Consider the following 25,935-nt stretch of genomic DNA (forward strand, 5'->3'; position numbering starts at 1 on the left):
CTTGGATTCTTTCATGGCAGTCGGCGGTCATGCGCAATTTCTGGAAGAAAACTCGGCGGGCGATATTCAAGACTGGTCGATGCTCTCGGCCCGGTACCGGAAAATCCTCAACGTGTCCGACCAATAGTCCTCCGGCAAACCCGACTTGAGCTTGAGCTGGCGGAGGAATGCCTTCGGCGTTGGCAGGATTTCCCACACCGTGGGCAGGAATGTGCCGCGCCGCAGGCCTTCCTGAAGTATCAGGCCGTCGATGCCGGGCCTCAGTTGCGCGATCAGATCGGCCTCGGAGACGAAGCTCATGGGTTCGGGCGGGGTGAGCAGGGAGATGTGGATGTCCAGGCCGTCGATTTCATCCGCCGTGACGGGCGGGAAGCGCGGGTCGCGGAAGGCGGCGGAAAAGGCATTGTCGGCCACGTCGACGGCCAGCGGCTTGACCGCCTCCAGGCAGCCGATGCAACCGCGCAGTTCGCCGCCTTTCTTCAGAGTGACGAAGGTTGCACGCTGGGCCGCGAGCGGTGGCGGGAGACCTGAGAGGTCGATCGGAAGGGGCCTTCCGGTTTCCAGGCCATGCCGGATCGAGGCACGGGCCAGATCGATGAGATATTTCCCGAGTCCGGGCTCAAGCGGACGGGTGTCCTGGTTCGATGACATAGGCTCCGTATCCTACGACGCTGTCCTTGGAACCGGCGGTGTCGCCGGAATTGCGTAGATCGACCGTTTTCGCCGCGAGGCCGCGGCGGCGCGCGGCGATGAGGAGACCCGCGACTGGCAGCCGTCCGCAGGCGTCGTCGAAGCCGATGTCCTCGGGGCGCAGCGACTCGATGGCGTCCGAGGTCGACCGGTCCATCCGCCGGGCCGTGGCGTAGTCGTGATAATGGCTCAAGTCCGAGCTGACGACGATGAGGGTTTCGTCCCCGCCCCACACCAGGTCGATCGCTTCGGCGACCTGGGCCGGAACGGCATCGCCCACCACGATCGGCACCAGCTTGAAATCTTCCAGCACTTCCTGCAGGAACGGCAGGTGGACTTCCAGGCTGTGTTCCAGCGCATGGGCCTGATCCATGACATGCACGAAAGGCAGCGCGGCCAGGGCCGCCTCGGCGTCGAGGTCCAATGGGACGTCGCCTAGCGGCGTCGAGAAGCTTTGCGCACTGCTCAAGGCCAGACCGCGGAAGGCCACCCGGTGCGAAGGGCCCAGCAGCACGACGCGGCGGATGTTGTGCCGCAAGGGCTTCAGCAAGGCATAGGCGCTGGCGGCGACGGGGCCGGAATAGACATAGCCGGCATGGGGGACGATCAGGGCCTTGGGCGGGGTGCCGGCAGCTTTCGCTTCGCCGATGAAGCCCTGCAGCATGGCATGGAGCTGGCGCCGGTCCGCGGGATAGAACAGGCCGGCGACGGCGGGGACTCGAACCGATGGCATGGCGGCCTCCTGCTTCGGAAGAAGAATATACTTGCTTGGCGGATACAGAATTCATACTGTAACTGCATCTGTCAACCTTCACGTCGTTCCGGGGGTGCGCCATGGACACGATCATCGATGCTCAAGAAGCCTTTCCCACCCGTTTCTGGCATGCCCTGGACGATGGCCGCGTCCAGTGCGACGTCTGTCCCCGCTTCTGCAAGCTGCACGAGGGCCAGCGCGGCCTGTGCTTCGTGCGCGGCAATGTCGGCGGCAAGGTGGTGTTGCTGTCCTACGGCCGCTCCAGCGGGTTCTGCGTCGATCCCATCGAGAAGAAGCCGCTGAACCACTTCCTGCCGGGGACGCCGGTGTTTTCCTTCGGCACCGCCGGTTGCAATCTGGCCTGCAAGTTCTGCCAGAACTGGGACATCAGCAAGTCGCGCGAAATGGATTCGCTGCTGGACCGCGCCAGCCCCGAGGCGATCGCCAAGACCGCCAGGGACCTCGGCTGCCGCAGCGTCGCCTACACCTACAACGATCCGGTGATCTTCCACGAATACACGATCGACACCGCGCGCGCCTGCCGCGAACTCGGCATCAAGTCGGTCGCCGTCTCCGCCGGCTACCAATGCGCCGAGCCGCGCGCCGAGTTCTACCGCTACATGGATGCCGCCAATATCGACCTGAAGGCGTTCACCGAAGACTTCTACCACCGCATCTGCGGCGGCCATCTCCAGCCGGTGCTGGACACCTTGCAGTACATCAAGCATGAAACGAACGTCTGGCTGGAGATCACCACCCTGCTGATTCCGGACGAAAACGATTCCGAGCAGGAGCTGGAGGCGCTGACGCAATGGGTGGTGGAGAAACTGGGGCCGGACGTGCCGCTGCATTTCTCCGCCTTCCATCCCGCTTGGAAGATGCTGAACAAGAGTTCCACCCCGCCGGCAACCTTGCTCGAAGCGCGCCGGATCGCCATGAAGAATGGAGTCCGCTATGCCTATGTCGGCAACATCCACCACAAGGAAGGCGACAGCACCTATTGCCACCATTGCGGACAGATGCTGATCGGCCGCGACTGGTACGAGCTGTCGGAATGGAACCTGACGCCGGAAGGCCGTTGCAACCGCTGCGGCACGCGTTGCGCCGGCGTGTTCGAGGCCGAGCCGGGCGACTGGGGCGCGAAACGCATGCCCGTCAGCATGGCCGGCCGGGCCTGATGGTGGCCCGATCAATCACATCGCAAGAGGAGGGTCCCATGAAACTCTACTACTTCCCCGGCGCCTGTTCCCTGGCGCCCCACATCGTGCTGCGCGAAACGGGGCTGGATTTCGAGCTGGAAAACGTCGACCTCGGCACCAAGAAAACCGAAAGCGGCGCGGATTTTCTCCAGGTCAATCCCAAGGGCTATGTCCCGGCCTTGCAGCTGGACAATGGCCAGGTGCTGACCGAGGACCAGGTCATCCTGCAATATCTCGCCGACCTGAAACCCGAGGCCGGCCTGATGCCGGCGCCCGGCACGCTGGAGCGCTACCGGCTGCTGGAATGGCTGGCCTTCATCGCCACCGAGATCCACAAGACCTTCGGTCCGTTCTGGAATCCGGAATCTCCCGAGGCCAGCAAGCAGATCGCCCTCGCGCTGCTGTCGCGAAGGCTGGATTACGTGGAAGACAAGCTGGCGGCGGGTGGTCCCTGGCTGATGGGGGACCGCTATACCATCGCCGACGCCTATCTCGGCACCGTGCTGGGCTGGTGCGAATACCTCAAGATCGACCTCTCGAACCGGCCGCGCATCCTCGCCTATCTGGAGCGGAACCGGGCGCGGCCGGCGGTGCAGGCGGCCATGAAGGCCGAAGGGCTGATCGGGTAAAGGCGGCCCTCATGCTGATCACTTTCGAAAGCAAAGTCGGCCGCGTGACCCTGTTCGGCGACGTCGCGCTGCGGCTGCTCAAGATGATGGGGAATTCTGGCACGGTGCCGGGAGCCCTGTTGGCCCGGGATATTCCCGAGGCCCTCGACAGGCTCGAAGCCGCCCTGGCGGAAGCGGAAGCGGCCAGACCTCCTGCCCAAGCTTCGACGTCGCCCGAAGACGACGATGAGGAGAAAGAGGACAGGCTTTCCCTGCGCGTCCGGGCCTTCCCGCTGATCGGTCTGTTCAAGGACGCACTGAAGCACGACTGCGACGTGCTGTGGGAGCAGGAAGGGGAGGCTCCGCTCAAGTTCTGACGCGGCGTCAGTTGCCGCCCGCCTGGCGCAGCCGTTCGATCTGTTGCCTGACCATGTCACAGGTGGCCCGGAGTTTCAGCGAGTCGACCGTCTCCTGCAGGGCTTTCTCGAAATGGCTCCTCACGAGATCGCCCACCTTCACCTGCAGGCCGCCCACGAGCTCGATTTCCGGCTCTTCCCGCCATTCGATGCCGGTCGACACCGCATTGATCGTGCAGCCGTCGGCGGGATCGATGCCCACATCGGCCCAGGCATCGACCGCTCCGGTGAATTTCCGGCTGTCGACCTTCAGGCTCTCGAAGTCCTCGCTGGCGGCCGCCGCTTCGCCGGTGAACCGGATGGGGAGGGAGACATGGAAGAGGTTGCCGTTGCGGGTGACGGACGGCTGGCCTTCCGTCACGACGTCGACGTTCCATTCGGTATCGGCGCAAGTCTCGAGGCCGAATACCTTCTTACAAACCTTTTTTTGTCCGCTTGCGTGAATTTTCGCGGCTTTTTTCAGCAGATCCACCGGCGGCTGGGGTTCGGCCGAGGGTTCGGGCGCCGCTTGCTCCGCCGGGGCGGCAAGCGGTATGGGAACGGGCGCCGGGCTGGCGGCCGGCGTCGTTATCGGCGTCCGCGCTCGGGCGAGCTTCGCCTCGTTCGCCAGCCGTTGGCGAACGCCCATGTGCCACGAAAAAGCGAATACGGCGGCCAGAACGGTCAGCGCCGCCAGGATTTTTTTGATCATCTAAGGGGTGGACCCAAGGCAAAACGGGGTGGTTTCTCGTCACGGGCGACATTCTACCGGTTTTCGGAAAACCGCCCCCAGCGCAGCAGCATCGCCGGCAACAGCAGCAGGTTGAGGCAGGTGGAGGACAGCAGTCCGCCGATGATGATGGCGGCCATCGGCCCCATGATCTCCTGCCCGGGATTGTCGCTGCCGATGGCGATGGGCAGCATCGCCAAGGCCGTCACCAGCGCCGTCATCAGAATCGACGGCAGGCGTTCCTGCGCGCCCCGGATGGCGGTGTCAAGGTTCCACCTCTGCCCTTCCCGCTCCACCAGATGGCGGTAATGCGAAAGCAGCATGATGGTGTTGCGGATGGTGATGCCGAACAGGGTCACGAAGCCGACCAGGGCGCCCACCGTGAGGCTGGCGCCGGAAAATCCTGCCGCCAGCACCCCGCCGGCCAGCGAGAACGGCAGGTTGGCGAGGGCGATGACGGTGTGGCGAAGGCTGCCGATGGCGAGGTAAGCCAGCACCAGCACGCCGCCGCCCGCCAGGAACGCACGGGCGATCAGTTCGCGGCGGGCGATGCCCTGTTCCACTGCGGCACCGGCGATTTCGGCGTAGACCTCGGCGGGGCGTCCGAGCGCCGCGTCCATCCGCGTCCGCGCTTCTTCCAGGAACGAGGCCAAATCGCGTCCCTCGACGTTGGCCGTCACGGTCTGGATGCGACGCCCTCCGCGGTGCAGGATGTTGTAACGCTCCTCGGTCTCGGACACCTCGGCCACTTCGCCCAGCGGCACCAGGGTGCCGTCCTGGCCTTTGAGCGGCAGCTCGCGCAGGGTGTCGAGCGATGGCCGCAAGTCCGGGCGGAGGATGACGGCGGCATCGAAGATGCGCTGGCCGAGCGCGAAGCGCCCGACGATGCGCCCGCCGAAAGCGGTGTCGACGGCATCCATGACGTCTCCCGGACGCAGCCCCCAGATCTGGAGCTGATCGGGGCGAAGCCGGATGTCCGCCTGCGGCGAACCCGGCGGCGAGCGCAACTGCACGTCCGCGGCTCCCGCCACCTTTGCGATTTCGACGGCCAGTTCGCGCGCCTTCCGGTCCAGCAAGTCCAGGTCTTCTCCGTACAGGTTGATCGCGACCGGCGAGGTATAGCCCGAAATGGTCTCGTTGACCCGCTCGGTCAGGAAGGTGTTCACCTCGGCCCGTATCCCCGGAAAGCGTTCCAGCATTCCGCGCAGCCGGTCCAGCACAACCTGCTGTTCTTTGCCGGCCATGGGGCGCAAGCGGACCTCGTATTCGCTGTAGTGGCTGCCGTAGGTATCGGCGCCGCGCTCGGCCCGGCCCGCCCATTGCGAGGCCGATTCGACGCCGGGGATCTGCAGGATGTCGCGCACGATCAGGCCGCCGGCGCGCAGGGATTCCTGCAGCGAAGTGCCGGGCAGGCTGGCGGTATGCACGATGTAGTGCCCTTCGCGCAGATGCGGCAGGAAATCCCCCCCCAGACCGGGCGCCATGGCTACCGCCAGCGCGCAAACCATGAGACTCGCAGCCGCGATCCGTCCGGGCCTGGCGGCGATCCGGTTCAGCCAGCGCCCGTAGACGGCTTGCAGGCGGCGGACCAGCGGCGGGGTGCCCGCGACCGCCTTCGCATGTGCGAGCAGGGCGATGCACAGCGCCGGCGTGACCGTAAGCGCGGTCGCCAGCGACATCAGGATGGCGACGATGTAGGCATAGCCCAGGGGCGCGAACAATCGGCCGGCGACGCCGCCCAGGCCGAGCAGGGGCACGAACACCAGGGCCACGATGAAGCTGGCGTAGACCACCGAGCCGCGGACTTCCATGGAGGCTTCGTAAACGATTTCGAGCGTCGGGCGGGGAGGCGCGGCGGCGCGGTTTTCCCGCAGCCGGCGGAAGATGTTCTCGGTGTCGATGATGGCGTCGTCGACGACTTCACCCAGGGCGATGGCCAGTCCTCCCAGCACCATGATGTTCAGGCTGACGCCGAAGGCTTGGAGCACCACGAAGGCGCCCAGCAGCGAGAGCGGGATCGCCACGGCGGAGATCAGAGCGGTGCGGAGGTTGTACAGGAAGGCGTAGAGCACCGCCATCACCAGCAGCCCGCCCGCCAGCAGGTGGCCGGCGAGGTTGTCCAGCGCCCGCTCGATATAGTCGGCGGGGCGGAACAGATGGGGATGCAGCGTCACGCCTTGTTCGGCGAGCAGGGGGGCGAGTTCCAGCAGTCCGCGCTCGATGCCGCGTGATACCTCGAGGGTGTTGGCGCCGTACTGGCCGATGACCATCATGACGATCCCGGGGGCGCCGTTGACCGCGGCCGCGCCGATCGGCGGCTTGGGGCCGAAGGCGACCGTCCCGACGTCCCGCAGCTTGAGCGCCGCGCTGGCCGAACGGTTGAGGATGACGTTGCCGAGGCTTTCCGGACTGAACGGCAGGCCGGTCACCTGCAGGGCCAGCCGCTGGTTCTCGTTTTCGACGAAGCCGGCGCCCTGGGTCCGGAACGACTGGCGCACCGCCAGGCTTACGGCGTTGAGGTCCAGGCCGAAGCGCTTGAGCCGCGCGGGGTCGACTTCGACCTGCAACTGCTGCACTGCGCCGCCGAAGACGTTGACGTCGGCGACGCCCGGGACGGCGAGGATGCGCGGCGTCACCACCCAGTCCGCCAGCGTTCGCAGTTCCATCGGGCTGACCGTCTCAGAGGTCAGGCCGAGCGTGAGCACCGTGGCCGAAGAGGAGGACAGCGGCACCAGCACGGGGGCGCCCGAGCCCTCCGGAAGCTGCCCCGCCAACAGGGCCAGCCTCTCGCTCACCAGCTGCCGGTCGCGGTAGATGTCGGTGTCGTCCTCGAACACCGCTGTCACCACCGACAAGCCCTGGATCGACTCCGAACGCAGGGTATCGAGCCCGACGATGCCGGCCAGCTTGCGCTCGATCGGCAGCGTCACCAGGGTTTCGACCTGGCGGGTGGTGAGGCCCTGGGCCTCGGTTTGGACCACCACCCGCTTGGCCGAGAATTCGGGGAAGATGTCCAGGTTCGCCGTCGCCGCGCGATACAGGCCGTAGGCCGCCAGCAGCGCCGCGAGCGCGATGACGACGCCGGCGCGGCGGACCGCGAAGCGGACCAGCGGCCCCAGCATCAGTCGTCCTCGTCGGGGATCGCGTGGCGCTGTTCCTCCGACAGCAGCAGTTGCGCACCCTGAATCACCAGCGACTCACCCGGCGCGATGCCGGCGTCCACGAACCAAGCGTCGCCGTAGTCCCGATGGCTGTCCACCGGCCGCCGGACGAAATAGTCTTCGCCGGTCTGCAGGTAGACCCAGCTCCGGCCCTCATGCCAGATCTGCGCTGAACGGGGGATGATCACGCCGCTCAGCGTCGCGGCCGACATCGGAATCCAGGCCTCGATGCGCATGCCGGTGCGCAGCTTGCGGGCGTCGGTGTGGAAGAACCAGGTTTCCCCCTGCACGATGTCGTCGGTTCTCGGCGCCGCCGAGATCAGCTCGGCAGGTTGCGCCGCCTGCCGGTCGCCCTCGCGCGCCACCATGATGCGGGAAGCATCCGCCGGCAGAGCCTGATCGTGGTGCAGGGTGACGAGAATCAGCACGCGGCGCCGTTGCAGCAGGTCTTCGAACAAGCGGGAGTCCCCGGCGACGGCCGCCTTGAACAACTCGGCCCCCCACAGTTGCAAACCCTCCTCCTGCAATTCCCGGACACGGTGGCGGGCGGTCACGGCCCGTGCCTCGTCGGCAGCGAGCTGGGACTCGGCATGGATCAGTTCGCGGGTGGCGACGATGGCCTCGCTGTGCAGGCTGGCGAGCCGGTCGCGGTTCTTGCGGGCGAGTTGAAGGGCGGCGTCCGTGATCTTGGCTTCGGCCTGGGCAGCGCGGTAGCGCGAGCGCAGATCGAGCAGCGGCTGGATGTCCACGATCCGGCCCAGCGAACGCGTCTCGGGCCGGTATTCGACGGCCTCCAGCCGGCGGGTCTCGATGCCGGCGAGCCGCTGCCGCGCCGGATCGAGCACGACGCTGGATGCCGGCGCCGTCCGCTGGGCCGGGTTTCCCGCCGCCGCCTCGGGTTTCTCACCCGCGCGCGCCATGCCGGCGAGCAGACAACAGAGCAGGACGGCCGCGCGCATTGGACGGGGCGCCAGGCGGAAATACAGCATCGGGTAAGCCGGGTGTTTTCGCGAGAGGGCTGAATTCCGATCAAGCGGCAGAGGATCGAGTAAACTGGCTGCCACTCACTGCGACATCGAAAATCTGTCTGCATTCGGGGAAAAAGACTATCATGGCGGCTTCAATCTCAGCAGGTACTCCCATGCACATCTCCCCTCACAAGGTCGTTCTCATCCACTATACCCTAACCAACGACGAGGGAGACGTCCTCGACAGCTCCAGCGCGGACGAGCCGCTGGCCTACATCCACGGGCTGGGCAACATCATTCCCGGCCTCGAAGAAGCGCTGACCGGCCGGACCGTCGGTGACAGCTTCAAGGTCACCGTTCCCCCCGAAGAGGCCTATGGCCTGCATGACGAAAACCTGGTCCAGGCGGTGCCGCGCGACGCATTCGAGGGCGTCGACGAAATCCTGCCCGGCATGCAGTTCCATGCCGAATCCAATGAAGGCATGCAGATCGTGACCGTGCTGGAAGTGCTGGAAGAGGAGGTGGTGCTGGACGGAAACCATCCCATGGCCGGCATGACCCTGCATTTCGACGTCGAAGTCGCCGGCATCCGCGACGCCACCTCGGAAGAGCTCGAACACGGCCACGTCCACGGCCCCGGCGGTCACCACCACTGAGGTCGCAAGGCTCGCGGCCCCGCCGGGGGCGGGGTCGCGCTCAAGGTTTTGGTCCTTACAAGCGGGCCCATAAATCATGCTCGTCCGCGTCCTCGAAAGTCGCATCCACGAACTCGCCGACCTTGAGGTGAGTGGCGCCGTCGATGAACACCTGGCCGTCAATGTCCGGGGCGTCGGCCCGGCTGCGGGCGACCGCGCCTTCTTCCACCACCTCGTCGACCAGCACCGTTTCGGTCCGCCCGACTCTCGCCTGTAACCGTGCCGCGCTGATGCGCTCCTGCACTTCCATGAAGCGGGCATGGCGCTCGGCCTTGACCTCCTCCGGCACCGGATCGGGCAGGGCATTGGCCGCCGCGCCCTTCACCGGCGAATATTCGAAACAGCCGACCCGGTCGAGCCGAGCTTCCTCCAGGAAATCGAGCAGTTCGCGGAATTCGTCCTCGGTTTCGCCGGGAAAGCCGACGATGAAGGTGCTGCGTAGCGTGAGTTCCGGGCAGATCTCGCGCCAGCGGCGGATGGCGGCGAGGGTGTTTGCCGCCGCCGCCGGACGTTTCATCGCCTTCAGGACCCGTGCATTGGCATGCTGAAACGGGATGTCCAGGTAGGGCAGAAGGCGTCCTTCCGCCATCAGCGGGATCGCTTCGTCCACGTGCGGGTAGGGATAGACGTAATGCAGCCGGACCCACACGCCCAAATCGCCCAGCGCCCGCGCCAGTTCCTGGAAGCGCGAGCGTAGCGGCCGCCCGCCCCAGAAGCCGGTACGGTAGCCCAGGTCGACGCCGTAGGCGCTGGTGTCCTGCGATACCACCAGGATTTCCTTCACGCCCGCCGCCACCAGACGCTCGGCTTCGGTCATGACCTCGCCGATCGGCCGGCTGACCAGGTCGCCGCGCAGGGACGGGATGATGCAGAAGCTGCAGCGGTGATTGCAGCCCTCCGAAATCTTGAGATAGGCGTAATGGCGCGGCGTCAGCCGGACGCCTTGTGGCGGCACCAGGTCCATGAAGGGATCGTGCAGCGGCGGAAGGTGCTGGTGCACCGCGCTCATGACTTCCTCATAAGCATGGGCGCCGGTCACCTTCAAGACCGAAGGATGGCGCGCCTGGATCTCTTCCGGCCGTTCGCCCAGGCAGCCGGTGACGATCACCTTGCCGTTCTCCGCCAGCGCCTCGCCGATCGCCTCCAGCGATTCCTCGACCGCTGCGTCGATGAAGCCGCAGGTGTTCACCACCACCAGGTCGGCGTCCTGGTAGGACGGTACGATGCCATAGCCCTCGGCGCGCAGTTGGGTGAGGATGCGCTCGCTGTCCACGAGCGCTTTGGGACAGCCGAGGCTGACGAAGCCGATTTGCGGTGTTTTCATGTCGGGACGGAATCTGCGGCCCGGAGTGGCCGATGAGAGGGGATCGATGACCCGCTTATTTTACCGGTTACCGTCCCCGGAACTCCACGCCTCATGCCCCCGTGTCCGAAGTTCGGGGTAAACTTCGCAGTTTTCGAATGCGTCGAAGGCGAAGCGAGCACCCCGGAACAGCCCATGTATTACCTGGAACCCAACAAAGACTACCGCAACGATTCCCTGCGCAAGGGGGTGGAGTTTTCCGAGGCGGAAATCCGCGTCGACACCGCCAAGCATTACGACGACTGCTACTGGGACTATCGCACCGCCTGGTTCGACAACGAAAACCTGGCGCTGCATTACGGCTACTGGGAAGAGGGCATCAAGACCCACAGCCAGGCCCTGCTCAACAAGAACCGCATCATGGCCGCGATCGCCGGGATCGGGGCGGGCGACCACGTGCTGGACGCCGGCTGCGGTATCGGCGGCAGCTCCATCTGGCTGGCCAAGCACATCGGCTGCGAAGCCACGGGCGTCACCGTCAGCGAGCGGCAGGTCGAGCACGCCAAACGCAATGCCCGCCGTCATGGGGTGTCCGAGAAGACGCACTTCCAGGCCGCGGATTTCTGCAAAACGCCGTTTCCGGATGCTTCCTTCGACGTGGTCTGGGCGGTGGAAAGCAGCTGCTACGCCACCGATAAGCGCGATTTCTTCCGCGAGGCCTACCGGGTGCTGAAGCCGGGCGGTACCTTGATCGCCTGCGACGGCTATGCCACCAGACGTGAGTTCGACGAGGCCGAATGGCAGGCGGTGATGGATTGCCTGAACGGCTGGGCGGTGCCCAACCTGTCCACCGTGGAGGAGTTCCAGGCCGGCATGGAAGAATGCGGTTTCCGCGAGGTCCACCTCACCGAGGCCACCAAGGAAACCCTGCCCTCGTCCCGCCGCATGTACCTCACCGCCCTCTGGACCGCGCCCATGCAATGGGCCATGCATTGGCTGGGGCTGCGCAAGAAAGCTCAGACCGCCAATTACAAGGTGGCTCTGGCGCAGTGGAAAGTGTTCAACGAAGGCATGGTGCGCTACTGCATTTTCCGGGCGAAAAAACCGGTGTAAGCTGGCACGCGTGGCTCGGGGATGCGAGTTCCGGGCAGGACACAATTTTTGCGCCGGGAGTGAAAACGATGAACCTCGTCCGTCCGCCCTCCGTCTCGATCGCCTTGCGGAATGCATCGCTTGCGAGCCTTCTGCTGCTGGCCACCTCCGCGGTCCGTGCCGGCCTGACTGCCGAGGACCTCATCGGCCGGGTGGGCATTGCGCCGGCTGACGTGGCGCGGCTGCAGAACGGAGAAATCGTCTCCTATTCGGTCTCCGAAACGGGCAGCAAGTCGCTGGCGACCGGCATCGCCATGTATCTCAAGACGGCGCCCGCCCGGATCGTCGAGGTCATCAAGCGCCGTGAATTGATCGCCCGCGACCCCGATGTGACGGCTCAAGGAGTCGTGCCTACCGGCGCCGGCGCCGAGGCCTTCGTCCAATTCGCCTATACGCAGGCCCAGGCGGACGAAGCACGCGACCTGCTGAACGTCCGGCCGGGCTTGGACTTCAATTTGTCGACCGAGGAAATCGCCGGCTTCGCCGCGCTGAAGGCGAGCTTGAATACGGATGACGACAAGGCGGTCGCCGAAGCCGTTTCCAAGCAATACCGCACGGTGCTCGCCGCCCGTCTGCAGGCTTACCGGCGCAAAGGGTTGGCCGGTATCGCCGCTTACGACCGGGGCGACGGCGAAAAAGCCGATCCGGCCGCCGAGCTGACCGACGCCACCCAGGCCAGCAAGCTGCTCGCCGAGCACTTCCCCGAACTGCAAAAGGCCCTGCTGCGGTATCCGGCGGACAGGCCGGCGGACGCCGACGACGGTTTCGGCTGGGTCAACCGCACCGTCCAGGGCCGGCCCACCCCGATCCTGGTCCACCGGTTGATCTACGCGCGGAACGACGGCGCCGTGCTGTTGCAGCGGGCCTTCTACGTCGGCCATTCCTATAACTCCAGCCAGATATTCGCCGGCTCCGTGCCGTACCGGGACGGTGCCTTGGTGCTGTACTCCGTGCGCTCGTCGACCGATCAGGTCAGCGGCATGGGCGAGGCCTTGAAGCATTCCATCGGACGCAAGCAGATGGAGAAGGAAATGATCAAGAAGTTTCAGGCGCTCAAGGCCAGCGTCAACGGCTGAACCCAAGAATCCCCTCGAACTTCAACAGGATGAGAAGCCCATGAACGATGCCGCCGCAAACCTGTCCGCCTTCCCCAAGGAATATGCCCTTCTGCTGCTGGGGATAGGCCTCGGCTTCTTTCTCGGCTGGCTGGTGGCCCGCATCGGCGGCCCTGCGCGCGGGGCCGCGGAGGAAGATGCCGCCGGTACCCGCATGGCGCGGGATGCGCAGCCCATCGATGTCGTCGTGAACGGCAAAATGGTCCGGCTGCCCTCCGACACCGCGGCGGAGGTCCGCAGCCTGATTCGGGACGGGGATCCGGACGGGGCGGTCAAGCGGCTGCGGGATGCGACCGGCTTGCGGCCGGCAGAGGCCAAAGCGGTGATCGACTCGCTGGCCCGGATCAGGGATTGAGCTTCGCCGTTTCCGCTGCGGCGGGTTGACCACCCTTCCCGCTTTTACCAGTTCCAGCAATCGGCGACGGAGCCGGAGCCGGATTGCCCTTTCACGCCCAGCGCATTCAGGGTGAGATTGCCGCAGAGTGCGTCGGTGTGCGGACTCTGGGGCGCGGCTTGCAGCGCGAAGGTGTTGGCGTCGGCGGCGGTGACGGAAATGACGTAATGGCCTTCGTCCGATTTCCCGTTGGCGGCGAAACCCAGTTTGGTGACGTCGCTCGTATAGGTCTTGTTGTCCATGAAGTAAAGCTCCTCGCGCGCGGCGGCCCGCAACAGGGCGGCTTTGCCGTCGGCGCGGCGGGTCCGGATGACGTGCTCCTTGTAGGACGGGTAGGCGATGGCGGCGAGGATGCCGATGATGGCTACCGTGATCATCAGTTCGATCAGCGTGAATCCTCGCCGGCTTCGCCCCCTCGCGCCCCTTCCCTTTTCCGCGTGGAGAGCGCGGAAAGCGCATGCCTGTCCGCTCAGCTTGGCCATGACGCTCACTCCTTTTCGTACCAGTAGAGCCGGTTGATACCGGAGTTGCCGACCGGTTTGGACAGGTCGGGATTCGCCGGCAGGTTGCCGGCCGTGACATAGAGTTTGCCATTGACGGCGACGGTGACGGGATCGCTGGGCAGGCCCCTGCCGGTGGCGACGAAACGCTCGTTGGCCGTCGTCGCGGTATTGAAGTTGAAGATGCCCGAGGCGTCCTTGAGGCTGATGACGTAGGTCAGCGATTGGCCCTCATTGGGGCCGCACTGCCCGGAGACAGTACCGCCCTGCGGCGCATAGGTGCTGAAGTAGACCGAGCCGTTGTAGGTGAGCGGGCTGGAAAGCACTTTTTCGCCGCTGGACGAACTGCCGATGTCGATGTACCAGCCGGACTTGTCGGTATGGACGGTGTTCGAGCTCGTCAGGTCGTCGAGGTCGGTCACGGTCTTGGCCGACCCCGTGGGCGGCGATCCGCTGACGACATGGGTGTCCTTGAACATGTAGAACTGGTTCTGGACGTTGGTGTCGAGCGGGTGCTCGCGGTCGCCCGAGCCGATCAGAATGGCGTCGAAGCGGGCCGAGCCGGCGGTCGTCGGCACGAAGTCGGGGCGATGGAAGAAGCGCCGGTCCGGCTGTCCGGCATGGCGGCCGACCGAGAGCACGGGCGTGAGGGTCCAATGGGCGGGTTCGTTGTAGGATGGGGTGCCATCCTGTTTCACATAGGCCAAATCGGCGCGCCAGACTACGCCGCCGGTGTCTCCGACGTACAGCCGATCCACCGAGCCGTTTTCGTCGGTATCGACCGCGGTGACCTTGGAGGGAATGCTGTCGGCCAGTCCGGGATGCTGGAATGTCGTCGCAGACGCGGCGCTTGAGCCTTGTATCGCCTTCCAGACCAGCGCACCGGTCTTGGCGTTCACGATGTAGATGGCGTTGCCCTGGGCATCGTCGGTTCCGGCCGCTGCATTCTTGGCATTCACCGTGCTGGATTCGTCCTTGTTCGCGCTGTAGCCGCCGCCGAAGATGATCACGGGTTTGCGGCCCTCGCCCCAGTCGAGCTGAGCGATGGTGGGATCGGAGAAGCTGTAGCCGAGTTCGTTGAAGTTCCCGCTGGCGTCGTCCTTCTCGATCCGCCAGAGCATCTTGGGGGTGTCGGGATCGGTGATGTCGAGCGCGTAATAGCCCTTGCCGCCCCGGCGCATGCCGACGAAGGCGATGACCTGATCGGCGCCGTTCACGGTGCCGTCACGGTCGCTATCGTTGACGTATACCGCCGCGGTGCCGTCGAGCCCGTAAACATGAGACGTCGCCGCGCCGTTGTCCGAGAGCGGCTTGAGGTTGCCGAGCAAGCGTCGGGGGATGAAGGCCCAGTCCTCCACGCCGCTGGGCGATTCGGTGGTGGCGCTTCCCGAAGCCGAATTGCGGAACATGTGCAGGAAGCCGTCGTTGCCGGAGACCAGGATCCGGACGTCCGGAACGTCCCGCGAGTAGCCGGTGCGCGCGCCATAGTTGATCGGCACGGCGGCCGAATGTAGCGGATCGCCCATCAGCCATTTGCGCTTGGGCTGGTTGGCCGGCGAGGCCCAGGGGTGGGCTTCGGTGTAATTGCCGTCGCCGTCTTCGTCATTGGCATCCTGTCCCCGCGCGAACTTGAGCAGCTTCACGGCCGTGGCCTGATCGTCGCCGCTGGCTGAGCTGTACGTCGCGGCACCGCTCCACGTGTCGCCACTCTTCGAGCCGTTCAGGCGGAGTGTGTCCCACACCGCGGTCGCGGTGGTCGTATCGGCGTTCAGGGGGCGCAGGGCCGTCGCGGTGCCGTTGCTCAGGCTGTCGGGTTCGGTGTAGAGCTTTCGGGCTCCGCCGGTGGCATTGCCGTCGCCGGGTGAGCCCGTCAGGAATCCGGGAATCTTCTGGCCGCCGCCGCCGCGGCCCACGCTGCGGCCGTCCTTCCCGACCACCTCGCCTTTGGTCGTGTCGGCGTAGCTCTGCACGTCGAAGCCGGAAGCGCTGGTCCAGTAGGTGAGCGCTTCGTGCTTGATCCTGCCGTCGACGCCGGAGATCGCTTCGATCGGCGGACTGGAGGCATCCAGGACCTTGAGCCGGTGCGTCGTGGGATCGGTCGCCAGCTTGAGCCGTTTCAGGTTGCCGTTCCAGCGGGGGGCCTGCTCGGGCTGGAAGATGGAGAAAAACACGTGGTTCAGCGACTCCGTGCGGTTGAACACGTTGACCGGCGAGGCGGCCGAGACGAAGGTGGTGCTGACGCTCAGCACTTCCTTGAAGACCTCCTTGAGGGATGCGATCAGCAGGGTGGGATCGGTGCTCAGCGGCAGCGCGGCGTTGGTTCCGCCGGCGGTCGCGTAGCCGTTGGTCGTGGTGTTGATGTGCGTGGGAGCGACGAAGAAATACGAGGTGACGTTCTGCACGTCTTCCAGGTTGCCGGCGGTGCCATAGGTGCCATCCGCCAGGTCGGCGTCGCGCATCCAGCGGATGACATTGGCGAAGGCGCTGTTGCTGGTGCCGGGGTTGAGGCCGTTCATGCCGCCGGAGGCTTTGCCCTGTTTGATCGCGTTGTCGGAGTCGTTGTCCTTGTTGGAGACCTGGAACATGAAGTTGATCATGAACACCTTGGAGCAGTTGTCCACCAGGGGGCTCACGTAATTGGCGCCGTTTTCGATGCCGCTGTCCCATTTGAGCAGCCGGTCGTCGAAGCTCGTTCCGGGATTGTCGACGTCCAGATTGTCGTTCTTGTTGTTGTCGCCGTAGTCCTGCCAGCCCTTGTGGCCATTGAAGATGCCTTGGCCCGTCAGGTAGCGGAACAGCTCGAAATAAAGTTCCTTCCCCTGGAAGTCGTGGGCCAGGTTGCCCTGCGGTACGGGAATCCGGGCCAGGGCATCGTGGAAGCGGGCCTTGTCGGTGTCGAAGCCTCTCAGCACGTAGGCGCCGTTGCTGCACTGGCCACTGGGGCCGGCACCGCACTGGCCGGTGGTGGAATCGTTGTGGTTGATCATGAGCCCCAGTTTCACACCGGCGAGCTCGGTGCCGAGATCGTCCATGGTCTTGCGCAATGCGGCGCGGATCAGGTCGAAATGGGTCACGTCGCCGCTCGAGGGCAGATAGGTCGTTCCCGAACTGGGGGACACCGTCGTCCTCAGCGAGCGGCAATCGTCGCCGTGTTCGTGATCGTCATCCTCGTGATCGTCGTCCTCGTGTTCGTGGTCGTCGTGCCCGTGATCGTCGTCCTCGTGCTCGTGGTCGTCGTCGTCTTCACCGGTTCCTTGGCATACCGGTGCGCCCAGGTTCGCGCGGTAGTCCAGGCTGAACATCACCAGCGGCTTGCCGCCCACCGAGCCGCCGCCGGCGAAATAGATGCCGGTATCGTCCGCCTGGCTGGCGCAGAAGGGGGCGGCGATCGAAAGCACCACAATGGCGGGTTGGATTTTCATTGTTGTTCTCCGAATTCGACAGGCGTGCCCGAGCGTGGAATGACTTGGGCCGGAATCAATCAGCCATGGTTTCCCTCGTGCTCATCATCGTCATGCCCTCCCTCATGATCTCCGCCTTCATGATCGCCGCCTTCATGATCGCCGCCTTCATGATCGCCGCCTTCATGATCGTCGTCATCCGAAGGAGTGGGAGCGGGCGTCGGGGCGGGCGTCGGCTCGGGGGTTTCGCTGTCGTAGCGCACCGAGCCGCTGGAAACGAGGGTGCCGCGGACGGCCGATACCACCCCGACGTGGGTGGCATCGGCGGACGATTCGGCGGTCGAGCCATCATAGTCGCTTTCGATGACGCGTTCGAAGACCTTGTTGCTCTCCTCGCTCTTGGACGAGCCGAGCGCGACACTGCTGCGCACCCGGACGTGAACCGGCGGTGTCAGCAGCGGCGAGGGAAGGGTGGGCAGTGACGGGCCGCCGCAACCGCCGTAGGGATAGTTCGCGGTGCAGCGCGAACTGTTCCCCATCCGGTCCAGATTGAGAGCGATCGCTTCCCCCGCGACATAGTCGGACGCCGCCTGGGCCTGCTGCAGGCCGTTGATGCGGGCCTCGCCGTTGCGCGCCATGCGGACGCTGGTGCCGCTGGAGTGGATCGCCGCGATGCCCAGGACCGTCAGCACGATGGTGAACAGCATGCCGACGACCAGGGCGGCGCCCTTCTGCATTGTTTTTTTCCGGGCCATCGGGCCCTCCCTTTGCACGAAAGACTCAGTGGTATTGCTGGTTGCGCAACTGGACCGTGGTCGTGAACACCTTTCGCCGGAAGTGGTCACGGAACGGCCCCAGCGTCACCGCGCCGAATGTATAAGTCTTGTCATCAGTGTAGCTTGAATCGGACTCCGCGCTACGGACCAGGAGGTGGATTCTGGCGCTGATGGCGCAGTCGAGCTCGTCGGGCGTGATGGCGTTGTAATCCTCCCTGGAAGAGAGATACTTGTCGGGGATGCCGTCCATGCCGCAGGAATCGTCGGTCATGCTGCCATCGCCATCGTCGATGCCGAATTCGATGTGGAAGTATTCGATGCCTTCGGCGAGTTCCCCGCCGTCGTCCAGCTCGAAAATGATGGGGTTCCCGTTTTGCCGCCCCAAGGTCTTCCGTACCAGCCGCGGAACGCACCGCGGATCGGTGGGTTGGGTGGCGCATCGCGTTGCCGTGTAGCCCCGGCTGATGTAATAAACATGGACGATATACCTCCAATAGGCCGTGGAGGTGGAAGTGACCGGGCAGTCGGGCGGGACGGGAGATTGGATGAGGCTGCCGGTGGAGCCGCTGGTTTGAAGGTAGACCAGTCCAGCGAAGTCGTTGGCCGATCCGGTTTTGCAATAGACGGGATTGCCTTCGGCGTGCTTCAGGGCGAGCAGGTTCGTGCCGGGCTTGAGGTAATCGGTGGCGTTGAAGCAGGGCCAATCGGCCGGAGCCGAGTCCGCCGACGGAGCCATGAGGTAGTGCGTCACCGGCGCCGAGGGCGTCGTCGTGGTCGTCCAGTTGGTTCCGCAGTCGTTCTGGACGCTGATGGCCGAGGTGGGGGGGCAGTTGGTCATGGCGCTGCAATCGGCGCCACCCCAGAAGCCCGCCAGCGCCAGGTCGCTGGCCAGCAAGTTGAGGGCGAAGCGCCCGTTTTCCTGCATCAGCGCGAATTGTTCGTTCTGGCGGTAGTTCATCTTGTGCTGGACGAACAGGCCGCCGATGGCGCCGACGACCAAAAGGCCCAGCACCATCGAGATCAACAGTCCCACCGTGGAAAATCCCGGCTGGCCGCCCCGTGTCGGAATCCTCATGTCAGATGCATCCTCCGCTAACGCCTTCCCGGCAGATATAGGTGCTGATCCGGAAGAGCCGGCGGTATTCGTTGTTGGTCCCATATTGGCCGTTGCCGCAGGTGTCGGATGCGTTTTCCGAGCCGGCTTCGGGCAAGGATGAGTCGCGGCCGCGCCAGACGATGGTGACGGTGTACCGGCCGGAGCCACCGGCGTTGCTGCTGGTGACGCACAGCGTGGGGTTGGTCAGTCCGCCCACCGTGGAGACATTCGCACCGGTTCCGGTCGTTTCGGTGGCGCCCAGCAGGCTGCGCTGGAAGTCGCGGCGGTCGCAGGCCGCGAGGTTGGCCGGCCCCATGCAGTCCAGCGAGTCGCTGAACGTGGTGTTCGCGTTGATGGTCGCGGTGTAGCTGGCCAGGGCTTCGGTATTCAGCCGCATCCGCTCCAGCACGTCCTGGCCGATGGCCGCGGCCAGGCTGCGCTGGGCGGATTCGAATGCCGTCTTGCGGGCGGTGATCTGCAAGGCGGCGAGCCCCAGCAGCGCCACCGCGAAGACGAAGACGCTGATGAGCACTTCGATGAGAGTGAAGCCTTGACACGAACGGGGAGGGCAGCAGGCGTCCGGGTTAGCGGCAGTCGTCTTGGGAAATATTGGTGCCACTGCCTTTCTCCTGGATGTTGTCGCCGTTGTCGTCACGGGTGGTCCTCAGGCGTCCCGTCATTGCCAGCACCAGACCTCGTGCTTTGGTGTAGCCGCGGCTGTCACAGAAGATGAAGGTGCCATTGGTGACGCCGTTGAGGAAGCCTTTACCGTCATACACAACTTTGTTGCTCCCCGTATATTTGAGGTTCATGGCCATGCCCGATGATACGGATTCATGAACCCGCAGCACCGTCGTGCCAGCCAGGACGATCCATCCGTCCGTCCAGCTTCTCGAATCGTCGCAGGCAGTGCCGCCGGTGTTCCGCTTGCATACGGTGATGGAGGTATTGCGCTTTACGGCCTCGCTGCGGGCATAGCTCAGGTCGGCGACCAGCGAGTTGATCTGGGCGGCCATGCGGTTGTCCAGGATCAGGTCACGGAAGCCGGGAATGCCCACGGTGATAAGGATGGCCGCCAGCGCGATTCCAACCATGAGTTCGATCAACGTAAAGGCTGCGGTGCAACGCATCGGCGGTTCTCGGCGGCTGTGCGAAAGTTTGAATTCTTATCAGATAACCTGATTAGCAAGAATGTTCAGCCGTCAGGTAACTCGGAACCGGCTTCATCGGGTTCCGCCCTATGCGACTGCCCGGCACCCGTCGGGTGAATGCACAAATCGGCGGGAAAGCCGATTGACAGGTCCCGTTCTTGGGGCCTGCCCTCCAGGCCGGGCTCCGGCAATCCATGCCGGAACGACGAGTTCTTCCTGACTTGACAGCGTTGCCCTCTGGGAGAGGGGCAACGCTAGCCAACCAGATCGAGAAATCCCGTGACTTCTTCCCGGTCGTGGTAGAGCTGGAGGAATCTCAGGCGATGGAACCCCCCTTTTCCGGCCAGCCGTTCCTCGATCAGGCCGCGGCAGCGTTCGACTTCTTCATGGCGCTTGTTCATCGGCAATTTTAGATTGAATACGGCATAGCGGAAGGCGCCATCGGCCGCCCAGTCGGCCACCAGCCGGGCGATCCGCGAGGGCTGTTCCACCATGTCGCAGACCAGCCAGTCGACCGGCTTCGAGGGACGGTAGCGGAACCCGTCGGCGCGCAAATGGGTCACCAGGCCGGATTCCATCAATGTTTCATCCAGGCTGCCGTTGTCGACGGCGGTGGTGCGGATGTGGCGCCGCACCAGTTGCCAGGTCCAACCGCCGGGGGCGGCGCCCAGGTCGACGGCGCTCATGCCCGGACGGAGCATGGTTTCGGGACGGTCGACGAATACCAGGAAGGCTTCTTCGAGCTTGAGCGTCGAGCGGCTCGGCGCGGAGCGGGGGAACTTGAGGCGGGGAATGCCGCAAGGCCAGGGGGAGGAGTCGTCCGGCGGGGTGTAACCGACGTAGGCGGCGGTCGATGCGAGAAAAAACCCATGCAGGCGGGGAGCCGAGCCGTTGCCGCCCAGCAGTCCGGCCTCGGCCGCGGCGGCAGCGAACGGGCGTTCGAACTTGCGGGTGAATCGCGCGAGTTCCTTGGCCTCGTTGGTGTCCGCCGTTTCCAGCCAGAGCGTTGAATAGCGCCGCTGCAGTCCGGCCGCCGCGCCGATGAGCGGGGTGATCCGGTCGTCGACCGGGAGGTCGGACAGGGGGCCGATGGCGAAAATCCGCTGGCGGGCGAAGATCAGCGCGTCGAACCGCAGCCTGGCGGCTTGTGCCCCGAGGGCATCGGGCTCGTGCGCCACGAAGACCACATAGGCCGAGTTCTCCTTCGCCCTGATATGGCCGGAAATTCCCGCCGCCAAGGTGTGGGCCTGGATTTCGGCCGCACATTCCTTTTCGAAGCCGCGGCGGCAGTAGAGCAGGATCGAGGAGGGGGATGTCAAGGCTTTACCTGTGGCCGGTGCTGGTTTAAGTTGAAACAATGCGCGACCGCGCATTCTAACCGACATCTTTCGTCTCGATCGTGAGTTTTCCCCGTATCCTGGCCGACCGGGTCAGCAAGAAGTTCTCCCGTTCCCTGGGCCATTCGCTTGTCCATTCGGCGCGGGATTTCGGTGGCCGGATGATCGGGCGCCGCCCGGCGGCGGCCTTGCGCGCCGGCGAATTCTGGGCAGTGCGGGACGTGTCCCTCGACGTCGGGCCGGGCGAGTGTCTTGCCCTGATCGGTCCCAACGGCGCCGGCAAGAGCACCTTGCTGCGGATGCTCAACCGCGAACACCGGCCGGACGCCGGGCGGGTCGAGCTGCGAGGCGCCGTGAAATCGCTGATCCGCTTGGGCTACGGGCTCCAGCCGATGTACACCGGCCGGGAAAACGTCTACCTCAAATGCGCGGAGCTGGGGTTGTCCAAGCGCGACACCGACGCCAGGCTGGACGAAATCGTCGCCTTCGCGGAACTGAAGGCGGCGCTGGATCGGCCGGTCAAGCAGTATTCCGACGGCATGTACGCCAGGCTGGAGTTCGCCATCGCCACCTGCATGCCGATCGACGTCCTGCTCATCGACGAAGTGCTGGCGGTGGGCGATGTCGCGTTCCAGCTGCGCTGCCTGGAGCGGCTCAACACCCTCAAGCGCGAGGGCAGCGCACTGGTGTTCGTTTCCCATTCCGAGATGAACGTGCTCCAGGTGGCCGACCGCTGCCTGCTGCTGTTCGACGGCCAGACCGTGGCCGAGGGCCGTCCGGAAGCGGTGTTCGGGAAATACTACGAGGCCGTGGGCTACTTCAATCGCAATCTGAAGTCGCTGGGCGCCCTGCCGGCGAGGCCTCAAGATTTCTCGGCCGGGCTGGATTTCGCCGGCGCGGCGGCCGAGCCCCTGCAGGCGGCCCCCGGCCAGCCGCTTGCGTTCGAGCTGGAATACCGGGCCGTGCGGAAGTTCGAGTCCGTCGAACTGCGGCTCGAATTCTGGAACACGGCGGGTCTGCTCACTGCTACGACCCTTGTGCCGGTGGCGGAGCACTTGTGTCTGGCCGAAGGACGAGGGCGCCTTTGGGTGGCGCTGCCCTTCCTGGGGCTGAGCGCCGGGATTTACGACGTTGCCGTGTCGGCGACGTCCGGCGGACGCGGCCTGGCGTACAAGGGCGCGGCCGCTCGCCTTCGGGTGATGCAGTCGTCCTGCGATCGGACGGGCGGCTTCGGCGTCATCGAAGCGCATATCCGGACGGCCCCGCCGGGCAAGCCTTCCTGACCCCCTCCACAGGAGACATCATCAAATGGCTAAGGAGCGATGCGCGATCCCCAGGCATCTGGTCAACCAGATTCTTCATTCGGCCCAGGCATCGCCTGGGCTCGAGGTCTGCGGCCTCATCGGCGCTGACGGCGGGGGGAGGATGCGCTGTTATCCGGTGCCCAACGTCGCCGACCGTCCCGAATGCCGCTTCCTGCTCGATCCCAAGGGGCAGATCGAGGCCATGCGTACGATGCGGGAGCGGGGAGAAGAGCTGTTCGCGATTTTCCATTCGCATCCCACGGCCCCGGCCGTGCCCTCATCGGTCGATCTGGAATTCGCCGCCTACCCGGAAGCGCTGCACCTCATCGTCTCGCTGAATACCAAGGGGGTGCTGGAACTGCGGGGCTTCCGGATCGGACCGGCGTCGGCATTGAGCGAAGTCGAGCTCCTGCTGGCGCCGGAATGATCCGTCATTGGCCGGCTTCGCGGTGGTCCTTATAAATCCAGCCGCGCCGCCGCATCCACTTCTCCAGTTCCACCGCCCAGAACACCACGCTGGACAGGACGAGACACACCGCCAGTTCGTGCGGTTCCAGCGCCTCCGTCTTGAAGATGGGCTGCAGAGACGGGATGTAGAGCACCGCCATCTGCAGCAGGAACGTGAGCAGCACGGCGCCGAGCAAGGGCTTGTTCGAGAAGAACGCCTGTGCGAAGAACGACTCCCTTTCCGAGCGGATGGCAAGGACATGCCCCATTTGCGACAGGGTCAGCACGGTGAACACCATGCTTTGCCAGTGAGCCGATCCCGTATGGTAGGCCCAGGCCTGGGACAATAGCGAAATGCCGCCCATGAGCAGACCGATCCACAGGATGTGCTGCCACATGCCATGCGCGAAGATGCTTTCCCGCGGCGGCCGAGGGGGGCGGTGCATGATGCCTCTTTCCTGAGGCTCGGCGGCTAGCGCCAGGCCGGGCAGGCCGTCGGTGACCAGATTGATCCACAGGATATGGATCGGCAGCAGCGGGATCGGCAGCATCAGGAAGGGCGCGAGGAACAGCGTCCATATCTCCGCCGAGTTGCTCGTCATCGTGTATTTGATGAACTTGCGGATGTTGTCGAAGATGCGGCGGCCTTCCCGGACGGCGGCGACGATGGAGGCGAAGTTGTCGTCCAGGAGGATCATGTGGGAGGCTTCCCGCGCCACGTCGGTGCCGATCTTGCCCATGGCCACGCCGATGTTGGCGCATTTCAAGGCGGGCGCGTCGTTGACGCCGTCGCCGGTCATCGCCACGAACTCGCCCTTGTCCTGCAGGGCCCGGACGATCTTGATCTTCTGCTCGGGGGCGACGCGGGCATAGACCCGGATTTCCTCCACCTGTTTTTCGAATTCCGCCAGGCTCAGCCGGGCCAATTCGTCCCCGGTCAGGACCGAGTCGCCGTCGCCGGCGATGCCGAGGCGGCGGGCGATGGTGCGCGCGGTGGCGGGATGGTCGCCGGTGATCATGACCGGCTTGATCCCCGCCGTTTTGCACAGGGCTACCGCTTCCGCCGCTTCCGGTCGCGGCGGGTCCATGAGTCCGACGAAGCCAAGGAAGCACAGCCCGGTTTCGACGGTTTCGGAGTACCAATCCGCCGGCGGTTCCGGCCACTCCCGAAAAGCCAGGGCCAGGACGCGCAGGCCTTCCGAGGCCATCCGTTCGGCGATTTTCCCCAGATCGTCGATCGGGAGGGGGCGGGGACCTTCGGCACTCCATGCCGTCAGGCATTGCGGCAACAGGTTTTCGGGGGCGCCCTTGGTGTAGGCGACCAGCTTGTCGCCTTCGCGATGGAGCGTCGTCATCAGTTTGCGCTCGGCATCGAAAGGAATTTCTCCGATGCGTGGGCAGGCGGCGGCGAGCTCGATGCCTCGAAAGCCGGCGGCGGCGGCGGCTTCATACAAGGCGGTTTCGGTAGGGTCGCCCAGCGGACGTCCGTCCTTGTCGAGCCGGACGTCGTTGTTCAGGGCCATCGCCCGCAGCAAGAGTTCCGGCAGGTCGGGGTCCGTGCGGCCGTCGACGAAGAAGGCTTCGGCCTGCATGCGGTTCTGGGTGAGGGTGCCGGTCTTGTCCGAGCAGATATAGGTGACCGAACCCAGGGTTTCGACCGCGGGGAGGCGCCGGATCAGCACGTGCTGCCGGATCATTTTGCGCGCGCCCAGCGCCAGGGAGACCGTCGCGACCGCCGGCAGGGCCTCCGGAATGGCGGCGACCGCGAGGCTGACGGCGGTGAGGAACATCAGCATCGGCTGTTCGCCGCGCAGCAGGCCGACCACGAAGATGATGGCGCAGATCGCCAGCACCAACAGAGCCAGCCGCTTGCCGAGCTGGGCCAGACGGTTCTGCAACGGCGTGCGGCTTTCCTTCTCCTCGCGCAGGAGCTGGGCGATCTTGCCGAGTTCGGTTTCCATGCCGGTGGCGATCACGCTGCCCATGCCCCGGCCATAGGTGACGATCGTCCCCTTGAAAGCCATGTTGCGGCGGTCGCCGAGCGCGGCGTCCGGATTCCGTATCGCTTCGGTGGACTTGCCGACCGGCTGGGACTCGCCGGTCAGGATGGCTTCTTCCACCCGCAATTGGGCCGTGTCCAGCAGGCGGATGTCGGCGGGCACGACGTTGCCGGCTTCCAGCAGCACCAGGTCGCCGGGAACCAGTTCGTGGGCCGGCAGATCGTGATGCCGCCCGTCCCGGAGGACCCGTGCGGTGGGAGCCGCCATGCTCTTGAGCGCAGCGATGGCGCGCTCGGCACGGTATTCCTGGATGAAGCCGATGACGGCATTCAGGACGACGATGACCATGATGGTCACGGTGTCGGCGAGTTCGCCGACCAGGCCGGAGACAAGGCCGGCCAGGAGCAGGACCACGATCATGAAGTCGGCGAACTGGCCCAGCAGCATCGCCAGCGGACTGCGCAGCCGCTGCTCCTGGAGGAGGTTCGGTCCCTGCGCGGCGAGCCGCTGTTCGGCTTCCTGCTGCGACAGCCCGGTTTGCGGGTCGACCCTGAGCCAGGCGACGGTTTGCCACGGTTCGAGCAGATGCCATTGCGCCGGCGGATGGGGTTTCCGGGTCGCGGTGGGCTTGCGTTTCATGGTGAGGGTCCTCGGCGTCTCATCCGTCGCAGCGGGGATGGTTCACCTAGGGTAGCCCGCCCGCTGCTTTGGCGGAAGGTCTGCCGAGACTTGCGGAGGGCGTGGGGGGGAGGCTTGATG

At 65.2% G+C, this 25,935-nt stretch carries 22 protein-coding genes and 1 pseudogene; 9 read left to right on the plus strand and 14 right to left on the minus strand.

Annotation, left to right across the window (positions count from 1 at the left end; genetic code table 11):
- Positions 1–66: 66 nt before the first annotated feature.
- Positions 67–651 (minus strand): AmmeMemoRadiSam system protein A, encoded by a 585-nt coding sequence (amrA, locus tag GNH96_RS02700; RefSeq protein WP_169602048.1) that lies wholly within the window; start codon positions 649–651, stop codon positions 67–69.
- Positions 620–1,423 carry an AmmeMemoRadiSam system protein B gene (amrB, locus tag GNH96_RS02705; RefSeq protein ID WP_169602051.1) on the minus strand — a complete coding sequence of 268 codons (804 nt, stop codon included), beginning with the start codon at positions 1,421–1,423 and terminating at the stop codon, positions 620–622. Before amrB ends, amrA begins: the two co-directional genes overlap by 32 nt.
- 101 nt (positions 1,424–1,524) lie before the next feature.
- Here amrB and amrS point away from each other — a divergent pair, with 101 nt between their 5' ends.
- From amrS to GNH96_RS02720, 3 genes are read left to right on the plus strand one after another with little or no spacing between them, the layout of a single operon-like run.
- Positions 1,525–2,622: an AmmeMemoRadiSam system radical SAM enzyme gene (amrS, locus tag GNH96_RS02710; protein WP_169602053.1), complete on the plus strand. Its 1,098-nt coding sequence runs from the start codon at positions 1,525–1,527 to the stop codon at positions 2,620–2,622.
- A 38-nt stretch (positions 2,623–2,660) separates the two neighbouring features.
- Complete coding sequence (gstA, locus tag GNH96_RS02715; protein ID WP_169602055.1) at positions 2,661–3,272, plus strand: glutathione transferase GstA; 612 nt, start codon at positions 2,661–2,663, stop codon at positions 3,270–3,272.
- Between the two features lie 11 nt (positions 3,273–3,283).
- Positions 3,284–3,628 carry a DUF1840 domain-containing protein gene (locus GNH96_RS02720; RefSeq protein WP_169602057.1) on the plus strand — a complete coding sequence of 115 codons (345 nt, stop codon included), beginning with the start codon at positions 3,284–3,286 and terminating at the stop codon, positions 3,626–3,628.
- A 7-nt stretch (positions 3,629–3,635) separates the two neighbouring features.
- On the opposite strand, the gene GNH96_RS02725 is transcribed toward GNH96_RS02720, so the two are convergent.
- The 3 genes from GNH96_RS02725 to GNH96_RS02735 are packed head-to-tail and all read right to left on the minus strand — an operon-like array spanning position 3,636 to position 8,526.
- Positions 3,636–4,358 carry a DUF4403 family protein gene (locus GNH96_RS02725; RefSeq protein WP_169602059.1) on the minus strand — a complete coding sequence of 241 codons (723 nt, stop codon included), beginning with the start codon at positions 4,356–4,358 and terminating at the stop codon, positions 3,636–3,638.
- Positions 4,359–4,411: 53 nt separating this feature from the next.
- Positions 4,412–7,498 carry an efflux RND transporter permease subunit gene (locus GNH96_RS02730; protein ID WP_169602061.1) on the minus strand — a complete coding sequence of 1,029 codons (3,087 nt, stop codon included), beginning with the start codon at positions 7,496–7,498 and terminating at the stop codon, positions 4,412–4,414.
- Complete coding sequence (locus tag GNH96_RS02735; RefSeq protein WP_169602063.1) at positions 7,498–8,526, minus strand: efflux RND transporter periplasmic adaptor subunit; 1,029 nt, start codon at positions 8,524–8,526, stop codon at positions 7,498–7,500. Before GNH96_RS02735 ends, GNH96_RS02730 begins: the two co-directional genes overlap by 1 nt.
- Positions 8,527–8,678: 152 nt before the next feature.
- On the opposite strand from GNH96_RS02735, the gene GNH96_RS02740 reads away from it, so the two are divergent.
- On the plus strand, positions 8,679–9,161 hold the full coding sequence (locus GNH96_RS02740; RefSeq protein WP_169602065.1) for an FKBP-type peptidyl-prolyl cis-trans isomerase: 483 nt from the start codon (positions 8,679–8,681) through the stop codon (positions 9,159–9,161).
- Between the two features lie 55 nt (positions 9,162–9,216).
- Here the strand turns inward: GNH96_RS02740 and rimO are convergent, their stop codons facing one another.
- The gene (gene rimO, locus GNH96_RS02745; RefSeq protein ID WP_169602067.1) at positions 9,217–10,524 is read right to left on the minus strand and encodes a 30S ribosomal protein S12 methylthiotransferase RimO; all 1,308 of its coding nucleotides are present in this window, start codon (positions 10,522–10,524) and stop codon (positions 9,217–9,219) included.
- Between the two features lie 93 nt (positions 10,525–10,617).
- On the opposite strand from rimO, the gene GNH96_RS02750 reads away from it, so the two are divergent.
- The 3 genes from GNH96_RS02750 (at position 10,618) to GNH96_RS02760 (ending at position 13,125) form a co-directional block, all read left to right on the plus strand.
- A complete protein-coding gene (locus GNH96_RS02750) occupies positions 10,618–11,616 on the plus strand; it encodes a methyltransferase domain-containing protein (protein WP_323848040.1) in 999 nt (332 codons plus the stop codon).
- Between the two features lie 68 nt (positions 11,617–11,684).
- Complete coding sequence (locus GNH96_RS02755; RefSeq protein ID WP_169602069.1) at positions 11,685–12,731, plus strand: hypothetical protein; 1,047 nt, start codon at positions 11,685–11,687, stop codon at positions 12,729–12,731.
- A gap of 40 nt (positions 12,732–12,771) precedes the next feature.
- Positions 12,772–13,125 (plus strand): hypothetical protein, encoded by a 354-nt coding sequence (locus GNH96_RS02760; protein ID WP_169602071.1) that lies wholly within the window; start codon positions 12,772–12,774, stop codon positions 13,123–13,125.
- 44 nt (positions 13,126–13,169) lie between these two features.
- Here the strand turns inward: GNH96_RS02760 and GNH96_RS02765 are convergent, their stop codons facing one another.
- From GNH96_RS02765 to rlmM, 7 genes are all read right to left on the minus strand, one after another.
- Positions 13,170–13,646, minus strand: a complete 477-nt coding sequence (locus GNH96_RS02765) for a type IV pilin protein (protein WP_169602073.1) — start codon at positions 13,644–13,646, stop codon at positions 13,170–13,172.
- A 5-nt stretch (positions 13,647–13,651) separates the two neighbouring features.
- On the minus strand, positions 13,652–17,086 hold the full coding sequence (locus GNH96_RS02770; protein ID WP_169602075.1) for a pilus assembly protein: 3,435 nt from the start codon (positions 17,084–17,086) through the stop codon (positions 13,652–13,654).
- Between the two features lie 59 nt (positions 17,087–17,145).
- On the minus strand, positions 17,146–17,802 hold the full coding sequence (locus tag GNH96_RS02775; RefSeq protein ID WP_228719985.1) for a pilus assembly PilX family protein: 657 nt from the start codon (positions 17,800–17,802) through the stop codon (positions 17,146–17,148).
- A gap of 43 nt (positions 17,803–17,845) precedes the next feature.
- Positions 17,846–18,916 carry a PilW family protein gene (locus GNH96_RS02780; RefSeq protein WP_169602079.1) on the minus strand — a complete coding sequence of 357 codons (1,071 nt, stop codon included), beginning with the start codon at positions 18,914–18,916 and terminating at the stop codon, positions 17,846–17,848.
- Position 18,917: 1 nt separating this feature from the next.
- Positions 18,918–19,556, minus strand: coding sequence for a type IV pilus modification protein PilV (pilV, locus tag GNH96_RS02785; RefSeq protein ID WP_228719986.1), 639 nt, complete (start codon positions 19,554–19,556; stop codon positions 18,918–18,920).
- Positions 19,522–20,067, minus strand: a complete 546-nt coding sequence (locus GNH96_RS02790) for a GspH/FimT family pseudopilin (protein WP_228719987.1) — start codon at positions 20,065–20,067, stop codon at positions 19,522–19,524. The genes pilV and GNH96_RS02790 overlap by 35 nt, the downstream gene beginning before the upstream one ends.
- Positions 20,068–20,342: 275 nt before the next feature.
- The gene (gene rlmM / locus GNH96_RS02795) at positions 20,343–21,407 is read right to left on the minus strand and encodes a 23S rRNA (cytidine(2498)-2'-O)-methyltransferase RlmM (RefSeq protein ID WP_169602084.1); all 1,065 of its coding nucleotides are present in this window, start codon (positions 21,405–21,407) and stop codon (positions 20,343–20,345) included.
- Between the two features lie 242 nt (positions 21,408–21,649).
- Between rlmM and GNH96_RS02800 the strand changes: the two are divergent.
- A pseudogene (locus GNH96_RS02800) lies at positions 21,650–22,708 on the plus strand (ABC transporter ATP-binding protein); the annotation flags it as partial.
- 25 nt (positions 22,709–22,733) lie between these two features.
- Positions 22,734–23,156 carry a M67 family metallopeptidase gene (locus GNH96_RS02805; protein ID WP_169602088.1) on the plus strand — a complete coding sequence of 141 codons (423 nt, stop codon included), beginning with the start codon at positions 22,734–22,736 and terminating at the stop codon, positions 23,154–23,156.
- A gap of 4 nt (positions 23,157–23,160) precedes the next feature.
- On the opposite strand, the gene GNH96_RS02810 is transcribed toward GNH96_RS02805, so the two are convergent.
- Positions 23,161–25,815 (minus strand): cation-translocating P-type ATPase, encoded by a 2,655-nt coding sequence (locus tag GNH96_RS02810; RefSeq protein WP_169602090.1) that lies wholly within the window; start codon positions 25,813–25,815, stop codon positions 23,161–23,163.
- Positions 25,816–25,935 lie beyond the last annotated feature (120 nt).

It is taken from the genome of Methylococcus geothermalis (assembly GCF_012769535.1).
In the GTDB taxonomy this organism is placed as follows: domain Bacteria; phylum Pseudomonadota; class Gammaproteobacteria; order Methylococcales; family Methylococcaceae; genus Methylococcus; species Methylococcus geothermalis.